At 61.9% G+C, this 10,185-nt stretch carries 10 protein-coding genes; 5 read left to right on the top strand and 5 right to left on the bottom strand.

Going from position 1 to position 10,185, the window contains the following annotated elements; all coding sequences use genetic code 11:
- Positions 1-479 (top strand): LysE family translocator (locus tag AAFM15_RS06920; RefSeq protein ID WP_341685974.1); only part of this gene is annotated, 479 nt, incomplete at its 5' end.
- A 2-nt stretch (positions 480-481) separates the two neighbouring features.
- Positions 482-808 carry a cupin gene (locus tag AAFM15_RS06915; protein ID WP_341685973.1) on the top strand — a complete coding sequence of 109 codons (327 nt, stop codon included), beginning with the start codon at positions 482-484 and terminating at the stop codon, positions 806-808.
- Here AAFM15_RS06915 and AAFM15_RS06910 read toward each other — a convergent pair.
- A complete protein-coding gene (locus AAFM15_RS06910; protein WP_341685972.1) occupies positions 805-1,704 on the bottom strand; it encodes a DMT family transporter in 900 nt (299 codons plus the stop codon). The genes AAFM15_RS06915 and AAFM15_RS06910 overlap by 4 nt on opposite strands.
- Positions 1,705-1,841: 137 nt before the next feature.
- Here AAFM15_RS06910 and AAFM15_RS06905 point away from each other — a divergent pair, with 137 nt between their 5' ends.
- A complete protein-coding gene (locus AAFM15_RS06905) occupies positions 1,842-2,825 on the top strand; it encodes a quinone oxidoreductase (RefSeq protein ID WP_341685971.1) in 984 nt (327 codons plus the stop codon).
- Here AAFM15_RS06905 and AAFM15_RS06900 read toward each other — a convergent pair whose 3' ends face one another.
- The 4 genes from AAFM15_RS06900 to AAFM15_RS06885 all read right to left on the bottom strand — a co-directional run bounded on the left by AAFM15_RS06900 (position 2,826) and on the right by AAFM15_RS06885 (position 8,564).
- On the bottom strand, positions 2,826-3,974 hold the full coding sequence (locus AAFM15_RS06900) for an aminotransferase class V-fold PLP-dependent enzyme (RefSeq protein WP_341685970.1): 1,149 nt from the start codon (positions 3,972-3,974) through the stop codon (positions 2,826-2,828).
- Between the two features lie 51 nt (positions 3,975-4,025).
- Positions 4,026-4,541 (bottom strand): signal peptidase II, encoded by a 516-nt coding sequence (lspA, locus tag AAFM15_RS06895; RefSeq protein WP_341685969.1) that lies wholly within the window; start codon positions 4,539-4,541, stop codon positions 4,026-4,028.
- Positions 4,542-4,546: 5 nt separating this feature from the next.
- The gene (ileS, locus tag AAFM15_RS06890) at positions 4,547-7,426 is read right to left on the bottom strand and encodes an isoleucine--tRNA ligase (protein WP_341685968.1); all 2,880 of its coding nucleotides are present in this window, start codon (positions 7,424-7,426) and stop codon (positions 4,547-4,549) included.
- Positions 7,427-7,526: 100 nt separating this feature from the next.
- A complete protein-coding gene (locus AAFM15_RS06885; RefSeq protein WP_341685967.1) occupies positions 7,527-8,564 on the bottom strand; it encodes a bifunctional riboflavin kinase/FAD synthetase in 1,038 nt (345 codons plus the stop codon).
- Positions 8,565-8,699: 135 nt separating this feature from the next.
- Between AAFM15_RS06885 and AAFM15_RS06880 the strand changes: the two genes are divergently transcribed.
- Positions 8,700-9,257: an HNH endonuclease gene (locus tag AAFM15_RS06880; RefSeq protein WP_341685966.1), complete on the top strand. Its 558-nt coding sequence runs from the start codon at positions 8,700-8,702 to the stop codon at positions 9,255-9,257.
- A gap of 89 nt (positions 9,258-9,346) precedes the next feature.
- Positions 9,347-10,185 (top strand): DNA ligase (locus AAFM15_RS06875; protein ID WP_341685965.1); only part of this gene is annotated, 839 nt, incomplete at its 3' end.

Raw genomic sequence — 10,185 nt, 5'->3', positions numbered from 1 at the left:
GAATCAGTCTGGGTGGCCTGTGCATGTGGGTGGCTGTTGGGCTTGGTTTGGGGCAAGTTTTTGTGCAGTGGCCTGTGCTACAAGATGCGATGCGCGTGGTCGGATTGCTTTATGTGTGTTACTTGGCCTTTCGAACCTGGCGTGGGGCAAATGTGTCGATGTCAGGTGTCACCACATCTGCGCGCCCCTTAAGTCCGTGGGCTGCTGCTGCGTTTCAGTGGGTTAACCCCAAAGTGTGGTTCATGGTGCTGGGGTATTTTGGTTCTTTCATGCCGGAGCACCCTAGCGTGTTGATGGTGTTGGCGGCATCAGTGTTTTTCAGTGTGTTGAATTTTCCATGCATCAGCGTCTGGGCTTACGCAGGTGCAAAGCTTCAACGCTACTTGAGTCAGCCTTTGTATTTACGCATCTTCAATGCCAGCATGGCCTTGTTGCTGTTGGCTTCCATGGTGCCACTGCTCATTTCGGTCAAGGCCTGACGATGAACAAATCACTTTGTAGTGTTTTCCGAGGAAAAGAATTCCTTGCTGAAAAAGCCTGGGGAGCCTTGGATATTGCGCACATTGAAAGCGTGAGCATTCGCCTGCACTGGACCAATGAGCCCTATCACTGGCATGTGAACGATGGGCAAGAAGTGTTTGCGGTGATGGATGGCGAGATTGATATGCACTACAGATTGCAAGGCCAGGTGCAGGTGGTTAGGCTGCATGCGGGTGACATATTTCATGCAGGCGTGGGCTGCGACCATGTGGCTCACCCCGTTGGTGAGGCACGCATTCTTGTGATTGAAAAAGCAGGCAGTGTTTAACGCCTGGACGACACCACAATCCCACCCACAATCAGCGCAAACGCTGCGGCGTGGTACAGGTGCGGCGCTTCGCCCAGCACCAGGGTGGAGAGCACGGCGGCAAACAAGGGTGTGAGGTTGGCAAAGAACCCGGCCACAGCCGGACCGGCTTGCTGCACGCCCAGCCCCCAAAAGCGGTAAGCCACCACCGCCGGGCCTACGGCCACAAACACCAGTGCAGCTGCCAGCGGCCAGCCCCACTGGATGTTGGCATCGATGGTGCCCCATTCCATGGCGGTAAACAGCCCGGACCAGCCCAGGCCATAAATGACTTGCGCCAGCAAGAAGGCGGCCCAGTTGCTGCGAATGCTGTCGGGTTCATCGCGGCGCGAAAGCAGCCAGCTGTACCAGGCCCAACAGGCGGTGGCCAGCAGCATGAACACGTCGCCAATGACGAATTTGACGTCCAGCAGGTGTGCGATATCGCCGCGCGAGAGCACCACGGCCACGCCCATGAGCGAGAGGGCTGCCCCCATGAGTTGGCGACGATGCACCTGTGCCTGAAAAAACAGCGCGCCAATGCCCAGCATCCACACCGGGCTGCTGGCCGCAACCAAGGTTACGTTCATGGGCGAAGAGGTTTTGAGCGCCAGGTATTGCAGCGCGTTGTAGCAGCCCACGCCCAACAGACCGAGCAGGCTAAAACGCTTCCAATGGGTCCACAGGCCCGAGCCACTGCGAAACAAGCCAGGGGCCAGCGGCAGCAAGATAAGCAGGGCGCCGATCCAGCGCAAAAAGTTCAGGGTGATCGGTGGAACCAAGGGGCCCACCATGCGGCCCATGACGGCGTTGCCTGCCCACAGCAGGGGCGGAATGGTCAGCCACAGCGCAGTCGCTGGCGTGAGTTTGTGATGCATGCCCGCACTGTAGCGGCAAATGTTCGATCAGGTGCGTGGCGTGCTGTCACCGATCTGTCTGCGGGGCCATGCAAGCGGGGTCAATTCATGGCAAAGTGCGCGCATTGTTGTGTTTACCTACATTCAGGAGCAAAGCCATGAGCCAGGCCGTTCACATTGACCAAACCGGTGGTCCCGAAGTCATGAAACTTGTTGATGTGGCCGTCGGGCAACCCGGCTCCGGCGAGATCCGCATCCGTCACAAGGCCATCGGCCTGAACTTCATTGACGTCTACCAGCGCACCGGCCTGTACCCCAACGCCATGCCACTGCAGTTGGGCATGGAAGCTTCGGGCGTGGTCGAGGCCGTGGGCGAGGGCGTCACGCACCTGAAGGTGGGCGACCGCGCGGCCTACGCCAGCATGCCGCCCGGCAGCTATTGCGAAGAGCGTGTGATGCCGGCCAAGTGCGTGTGCAAGCTGCCCGACGGCATTTCCTTTGAAACGGGCGCGGCCATGATGCTCAAAGGCTTGACGGCGCAATACCTGTTGCGTCGCGTCAAACCTGTCGAGGCCCTGCAGCCTGGCGACTTTGTGCTGTTCCATGCGGCAGCGGGTGGGGTGGGCCTGATCGCCTGCCAGTGGGCCAAAGCCCTGGGTTTGCGTTTGATCGGCACCGCAGGGACCGAGGCCAAGTGCCAGCTGGCCCGCGACAACGGCGCCGAGTTCTGCATCAACTACTCCACCGAAGACTTTGGCGCACGCGTCAAGGAAATCACCGGGGGTGCGGGCGTCAAGGTGGTGTACGACTCGGTCGGCAAGGACACCTGGAACCAGTCGCTGGACTGCCTGCAGCCTTTTGGCCTGATGGTGAGTTTTGGCAATTCGTCCGGTCCGGTGGACCCGTTCTCGCCCGCCATTCTGGGCCCCAAGGGTTCGGTGTACGTGACGCGTCAAACCTTGTTCACGCACATTGCCACGCGCGAGCGCACGCAGCAAATGGCCGATGAGCTGTTTGATGTGGTGCTCTCTGGCAAGGTCAAGATCCACATTGACCAGACCTTCCCGCTGGCGCAGGTGCAGGACGCCCACCGCGCGCTGGAAGCCCGCAAGACCACGGGCTGTACCATCCTCACACTTTAATCAGGCCGCCAGTTTCTGCTTGGGCGCCACGGCGTCCAGCGCCTGGCGCAACTGGCCCAGCGTGCGCTCCACGTTGTGCCACTTGTCCAGGCCGAACAGGCCCATGCGGAAGGTGGAGAAGTCTGCGGGTTCGTCGCACTGTAAGGGAACACCTGCGGCCGTTTGCAGGCCCTGGGCCAGAAACTTCTTGCTGTTTTGAATGTCAGGGTCGGTGGTGTAGCTCACCACCACGCCTGGGGCTTCAAAGCCCGGCGCGGCCACGCTGGCAAAGCCGTATTCCTTGAGCAAGCCGCGTACGGCGGCGCCTAGGGTCATTTGCTCTTCGCGCACTTTGGCAAAGCCGTAGGCCTCGGTCTCCAGCATGGTTTGCTGCAGGCGTTGCAAGGCATCGGTGGGCAGGGTGGTGTGGTACATGTGGGCACCACTCTCGTAGGTTTCCATGACCTGCAGCCATTTTTTGAGGTCGGCGGCAAAGGTGGTGCTGGTGGTGGCGTCAATCGCTTTGCGTGCTCTTTCGCTCATCATCACCATGGCGCAGGCGGGCGAGCTGCTCCAGCCTTTTTGCGGCGCACTGATCAAGATGTCCACGCCGGTGGCTTGCATGTCCACCCACATGGCGCCAGACGCAATGCAGTCCAGCACGAACAGACCACCCACGGCGTGCACCGCGTCGGCCACGGCCTTGAGGTAGTCGTCGGGCAGCATCATGCCGGCGGCGGTTTCCACGTGCGGAGCAAACACCAGTGCAGGTTTTTCTGCGGCGATGGCGGCTTTGACTTCTGCGATGGGGGCAGGCGTCCAGGCCGCCTGCGGTGCGTTGGTCACGCGGCGGGCCTTAAGCACGGTGTGGCTCTTGGGGATCTGGCCCATGTCAAAAATCTGCGTCCAGCGGAAGCTGAACCAGCCATTGCGAATGACCATGACATGCTGGCCGGTGGCGAACTGGCGGGCGACAGACTCCATGCCAAAGGTGCCACTGCCCGGCACCAGGGCCACGCTGTGTGCCTTGTACACATCCTTGAGCATGCGCGAGATGTCGGTCATCACGCCAGCAAAGCGCTTGGACATGTGGTTGAGCGCCCGGTCGGTGTAGACCACCGAAAACTCGAGCAAACCATCAGGATCAATGTTGGGCAGCAAGGCTGGCATGGGTTGTCTCCCTCAGCGAAGTCAGATGTTCAAAAGCGCGAGCTTAACCGTTTAACGTCCGCGCCGCACGCGCAGCAGCTCGTCCAGGATCAAGATCCCCGCCCCGACGGTGATGGCAGCGTCGGCCACATTGAAAGCGGGGAAATGGCCGCCGTGAAAGATGCCATCCAGCAAGTGCCAGTGAAAGTCCAGAAAGTCCACCACATAGCCATGCAGCAGGCGGTCAATCACGTTGCCCACAGCCCCGCCCAGGATCAAGCTGATGGCCCAGGAAAACAGCCTCTGTCCGGCGTGGCTGCGCAACATCCAGACCATGACCAGCGTCGCAACAATGCCAATGCCGGTGAAGAACCAGCGTTGCCAGCCCCCGGCACCCGCAAGGAACGAAAACGCTGCGCCATGGTTGTGCGCACGCACCAGGTTGAAAAACGAGGTGACCGTCACGCTGTCGCCGTACTGAAAGCTGCCCAGGATCAGCACCTTGGTGAACTGATCAAACAGCACCACCAGCAGGGCAATGCCCAGCCAGTGCAGCCAGCCCGAGCGTGTGCCTTTGCCGCGTGCCATGTCGATCAGGCCACCGTGCGGGTTTCGCCCGCGCCGTACAGGTTGCTGGTGCAGCGGCCGCACAGCGTAGGGTGTGCGCTGTCGTGGCCGACGTCGTCGCTGTAGTGCCAGCAGCGCTCGCACTTGGTGGCTTCGCTCACCGCCACTTGCACCGCCAGCGCATCGCCGGCTTGCAGCGTGACTTTGGAGGTGATGAACACAAACTTGAGGTCGTCGCCCAAGCTGGCCAGCAGCGCGTGGTCGGCGGCAGGCGCCGTCAGGGTGATGTTGGCTTGCAGCGAAGCGCCGACCTTGCCTTCGGCGCGCACGGCTTCGATGTCCTTGTTGACGGCATCGCGGATCTCGCGGATGCGGGCCCACTTGGCCAGCAAGGCGGCGTCGGGTGCGTCGAACTTGGCGAAAGTTTCGAAGAAGATCGAGGGCGAGGTGCCCAAGGTCTTCCAGGCTTCTTCTGCGGTGAAGGACAGGAAGGGCGCCATCCAGCGCAGCATGGCGTGGGTGATCTGCCACAGCGCGGTCTGCGCGCTGCGGCGGGCCAGGCTCTTGGGTGCGGTGGTGTAGAGGCGGTCCTTGAGCACGTCCAGGTAGAACGCGCCCAGATCTTCGGAGCAGTACACCTGCAGCTTGCCCACCACGGGGTGGAACTCGTACACATCGAAGTGGCGCAGAATGTCGGCCTGCAGCTCTGCCGCGCGGGCCAGGGCAAAACGGTCAATCTCCAGCATGTGATCCAGCGGCACAGCGTCTTTGGCTGGGTCAAAGTCGCTCACGTTGGCCAGCAAGAAGCGAAGCGTGTTGCGGATGCGGCGGTAGGCGTCGACCACGCGGGCCAGGATCTTGTCGTCGATGTTCAGGTCGCCCGAGTAGTCGGTGCTGGCCACCCACAGGCGCACGATCTCGGCACCCATCTTGCTGGTCACGCTTTGCGGGTCCACCGTGTTGCCCAGCGACTTGCTCATCTTGCGGCCCTGGCCGTCGGTGGCAAAGCCGTGGGTCAGCAGGCCTTTGTAGGGCGCGCGGCCTTCCAGGGCGCAGCCCAGCAGCAGCGAGCTGTGGAACCAGCCGCGGTGCTGGTCGTGGCCTTCCAGATACAGGTCGGTCTCGGGGCCGCTCTCGTGGTACGGCGCGCGGGCGTAAGCGTCTTTATGGCTGCCGCGCAGCACATGGCGGAAGGTGGAGCCGGAATCGAACCAGACTTCCAGAATGTCGGTGCTCTTGGTGTAGTGCGGCGCGTCCTGCTCGCCCAGGATTTCTTGCGTGGTCACGCGGCTCCAGGCTTCGATGCCGCCTTTTTCCACAATGGCTGCGGCCTGGTCCAGGATCTCCAGCGTGCGCGGGTGCAGCTCGCCCGAGTCCTTGTGGATGAAGAAGGGCACCGGCACGCCCCAGCTGCGCTGGCGCGAGATGCACCAGTCGGGCCGGTTGGCGATCATGTCGCGCAGGCGGGCTTTACCGTTTTCGGGGTAGAACTGGGTTTGCTCGATGGCGTCCAGCGCGATCTGGCGCAGGGTTTTGGCAGGCTTTTGCGCCGGGTCTTCGAACACGCCAGTGCCTTCGTCCATGCGCACAAACCATTGCGGCGCAGCGCGGTAGATCACGGGCGTCTTGTGGCGCCAGCAGTGCGGGTAGCTGTGGGTGATCTTGGTCGTGGCCATGAGGCGGTCGCTCTGGGCCAGTACTTCCAATACACGCGGCACGGCCTTCCAGATGTGCAGGCCGCCAAACAGAGGCAGCTCGTCGGTGTAGACGCCGTTGCCCTGCACGGGGTTCAGGATGTCGTTGTAGGCCAGGCCGTGGGCCACGCAGCTGTTGAAGTCATCCAGACCGTAAGCCGGGGCCGAGTGCACGATGCCGGTGCCGTCGGTGTCGCTCACATAGTCGGCCAGGTACAGGGGCGAGAGGCGCTTGTAGCTGTAGGGACCGGTGGCGTTGTCGACGTCGTAGAGCGGGTGGCGGAACACCAGGCCGCGCAGGGCTTCGCCCTTGGCGGTGGCGATCACCTGGCCTTCGAGCCCGAAGCGCTCTAGGCATTTGCCCACCAGGCTGGCGGCCAGCATGTAGACGCCACGCGGGGTGTCCACCAGGGCGTAGTCCAGCTCGGGGTGGGCGTTGAGCGCCTGGTTGGCAGGAATCGTCCATGCGGTGGTGGTCCAGATGACGGTGAAGGCTTTCTTGTTGCCATCGCCCGGCAATTGGCTCAGGCCAAAGGCCTTGGCCAGCGCGGCTGCATCGTCGGCTTCAAACGCCACGTCCAGCGTGTCGCTTTGTTTGTCGGCGTATTCAATCTCGAATTCGGCGAGGCTGGAGCCGCAGTCAAAACACCAGTACACGGGCTTGAGGCCGCGGTAGACAAAGCCGCGCTCGATGACTTGTTTGAAGGCGCGGATTTCGCCGGCCTCGTTGGCAAAGTCCATGGTCCGGTAGGGGCGCTCCCAGTCGCCCAGCACGCCCAGGCGCTTGAAGTCCTCGCGCTGCTGGTCGATCTGCTCGGTGGCAAAGGCGCGGCTTTTGGCCTGCATGTCGTCACGGCTGAGGTTGCGGCCATGCAGTTTTTCGATGGCGTTCTCAATGGGCAGGCCGTGGCAGTCCCAGCCCGGGATGTACTGCGCGTCAAAACCGGCCAGCTGGCGGCTTTTGACGATCATGTCCTTGAGCACCTTGTTGAGCGCGTGGCCAATGTGCAGCTTGCCGTTGGCGTAGGGCGGGCCGTCGTGCAACACGAACAGCGGGGCACTTTTGCGGGCCTCTCGCAGCTGGCGGTACAGGCCGCTGTCGTTCCATTCCTGCACCCAGGCGGGTTCGCGCTTGGGCAAGTCGCCACGCATGGGAAAGGGCGTGTCGGGCAGGTTCAGGGTTGAGCGGTAATCAGGGGTTTGGTCAGACATGGCTGGAAACTCGATGCGGCAAGAAAGGGACCGCAAAAATCAATGAGCCCAAGGGGCTAAGAAGTGCAGGGTATGCCTGCTCAGGCGGACGGCGAGAGCGTCAAATTCGGTCACGGGTGGTCTGGCGATGGGTCTCGCCATGGCGCGAGGCAAACCAGGCGCGCGCATTCTCGCAGTCCTGGGCGATGCCTTTTGTCAGGGCATCCAGACTGTCGTATTTGAGCTCGTCATGGAGTTTGTGCAGCAGATCCACACGGATGATTTTACCGTAGCCCCCTTCGCCACCCAGGTCGGCGGGCCAGTCCAGCACATGGGTCTCCAGCAGCACCCGGCCACCGTTGACGTCGTTGGGGTCCAGCGAGGGGCGAATGCCCAGGTTGGCCACCCCCGCCAGAGGCTCGGGCGTCAGGCCATGTACCTCGACGGCAAAGATGCCGCTGGCGGCCGATTTCCAGTGCGAAAAACGTAAATTCAGGGTCCGGAAGCCGTTGCCCGCACCTTCGTGCGTGGCGCCCAGTTCGCGGCCCAGCTTGCGTCCGTGCACCACATGGCCGCTGATGCTGTAGGGTCGGCCCAGCAAAGTGGCCACATCCTGCATGCGTGCTTCGCTCAGGGCATCGCGCACTGCCGAGCTCGATACGCGCAGGCCATGCACCTCATACGAATTCATGCGTGCCACATCAAACCCCAGCTTCTGGCCGGCTTGGTCCAGCATGACGTAGTCGCCCGCCCGTTTGGCCCCAAACCGGAAATCGTCACCCACCAGCACATATCGCACGCCCAAGCCCTTGAGCAGCACTTCTTCGATGAAGGCCTGCGGTGACTGGCTGGCGAGGCGAGCGTCAAAGGGCAGCACCACCACCTGGTCCACGCCGCAGCGTTCGAGCTCCAGCAATTTGTCGCGCAGGGTGGCGATGCGGGCAGGGGCCAATTCAGGCTTGTTCAGCGCCTTGGCGAAGAAGTCGCGCGGGTGTGGCTCAAACGTCATGACGCAGCTGGGCACGCCCCGGTGCGCCGCCTCGTTGCGCAACAGGGCCAGCATGGCCTGGTGGCCACGGTGCACACCATCGAAGTTGCCGATGGTCAGTGCGCAGGCCGGTGCCAGCTCGGGGTGGTGAAAACCGCGAAAGACTTTCATGTCGTCCGTGTCATGAATTTGAGAAATTTAAGGGTTATATTGTGACTGAGCCCGGCCTGCTGGCTCCCGCCCACATCCAGGTCGCGACTCACGAACCCGTGTCAGTGTCTTTATGGCTGTTGATTGGAGGCGTGTGTGAAGGTTCTCAAGCTGTCGGCGCAAGGTTTGCCCCAGTCCTGGATTTCGCTCGAAGAAGCGGTGCTGCACTATGCCGCCGATGAGGTGCGCTGGGAGGTCGGCCAGCAAGTGGCCGTGTTCCATGGCGGTCACAACGCCATCACTGGCGAACAATCCATCATCACCGTCAACAGCATCATTGGCACCAAGGGCGTGCCCAAGATCAATCCTTTTGAGCTGCGCTCGGGCCTTACCAATACCAAGCTGTTCACCCGCGATCGCTATGTGTGCGCCTACTGCGGCGACCATTTCCACGAGGCCGAATTGACGCGCGAACACATCGTTCCCGTCTCGCAAAATGGCCGCGACCACTGGATGAATGTGGTCACCGCCTGCAAGGCCTGTAACCACCGCAAACGCGACCGCACACCCGAGCAGGCCAACATGCCGCTGCTGTACACCCCCTATGTGCCCAGCCTGTGGGAGGACTTCATCTTGCGTAACCGCCGCATCCTGGCCGACCAGATGGAATTTCTGATGGCGCATGTGCCGCGCACTTCGCGCTTGCTGATGTAAGTCCCTCTTGCTGCGTCAACGCTGTTGACGCATGATGTCCCCATAACACATGCCATACCCACGCAGGCTGGCGGTCATCAGGGGGACATATGGATCAATTCACTTTGCGGGCTTTGCGCCCCAATATTGGCATGTTCACGCGCAGACGCAGTCTGCAGTGGCTGGCTGCATTTCCTTTTCTTCCCAACGCACAAGCGGCATCAACGGGCGTGCAATTGGCTTCGGATTGGCCTGCGGGCCGTTCGCCACAGGGTTTTCTGGTCAGTGAAAAATTCGATGGTGTTCGTGCTGTCTGGGATGGCCAGCGGCTGCGCTTTCGCAGTGGTCGCGAGATCGCAGCCCCACTCTGGTTTGTGCGGGCCTTGCCCGATCACCCGCTGGATGGCGAGCTTTGGATGGGACGCGGTCAGTTTGACCGTCTCTCGGGCGTGGTGCGCCAGCTGCGGCCTGATGAGACCGGCTGGCGTGCAGTGCGCTACCTTGTGTTTGATGCACCAGGGCGGGGTGAAACATTTGAGTTGCGCTGGCAGGCTTTGCAGTCGGTGATTGACGCCGCCCGGCAGCCTTGGCTGCTGCGTGTGGAGCAGACCCGCATGGATACGGCAGCTGTCTTGCAGCAGCGACTCGATGCACTGGTGCGCGATGGCGGTGAAGGCCTGGTGCTGCACCGTGCCGACGCGCTTTGGCAGTCCGGTCGCACACAAGCCTTGTTCAAGTTCAAACCTGAGCTGGACGCGGAAGCGCAGGTGGTGGGGTATTTGCCCGGCAAGGGGCGCTTCGCTGGCATGACCGGCGCCTTGCAGGTGCGTACGCCGCGGGGCGTGGTGTTCGCCTTGGGTTCAGGTCTCAGCGATGCGCAAAGGCGAAATCCACCTGAGGTGGGCAGTTGGGTGACTTACCGCTACCGCGACCGCACGACCAAAGGTGT

The organism is Limnohabitans sp. (assembly GCF_038134685.1).
In the GTDB taxonomy this organism is placed as follows: domain Bacteria; phylum Pseudomonadota; class Gammaproteobacteria; order Burkholderiales; family Burkholderiaceae_C; genus Limnohabitans_A.
Note: the sequence above shows the minus strand (reverse complement) of the source record. Positions and strands in the feature narration are given on the sequence as shown.

What these genes read in the sequence shown, in the direction of transcription:
- AAFM15_RS06915 (WP_341685973.1), top strand. Translation starts at nt 482, where the DNA reads ATGAACAAATCACTTTGTAGTGTTTTCCGAGGAAAAGAATTCCTTGCT.
- AAFM15_RS06910 (WP_341685972.1), bottom strand. Translation starts at nt 1,704, where the DNA reads ATGCATCACAAACTCACGCCAGCGACTGCGCTGTGGCTGACCATTCCG.
- AAFM15_RS06905 (WP_341685971.1), top strand. Translation starts at nt 1,842, where the DNA reads ATGAGCCAGGCCGTTCACATTGACCAAACCGGTGGTCCCGAAGTCATG.
- AAFM15_RS06900 (WP_341685970.1), bottom strand. Translation starts at nt 3,974, where the DNA reads ATGCCAGCCTTGCTGCCCAACATTGATCCTGATGGTTTGCTCGAGTTT.
- lspA (WP_341685969.1), bottom strand. Translation starts at nt 4,541, where the DNA reads ATGGCACGCGGCAAAGGCACACGCTCGGGCTGGCTGCACTGGCTGGGC.
- ileS (WP_341685968.1), bottom strand. Translation starts at nt 7,426, where the DNA reads ATGTCTGACCAAACCCCTGATTACCGCTCAACCCTGAACCTGCCCGAC.
- AAFM15_RS06885 (WP_341685967.1), bottom strand. Translation starts at nt 8,564, where the DNA reads ATGAAAGTCTTTCGCGGTTTTCACCACCCCGAGCTGGCACCGGCCTGC.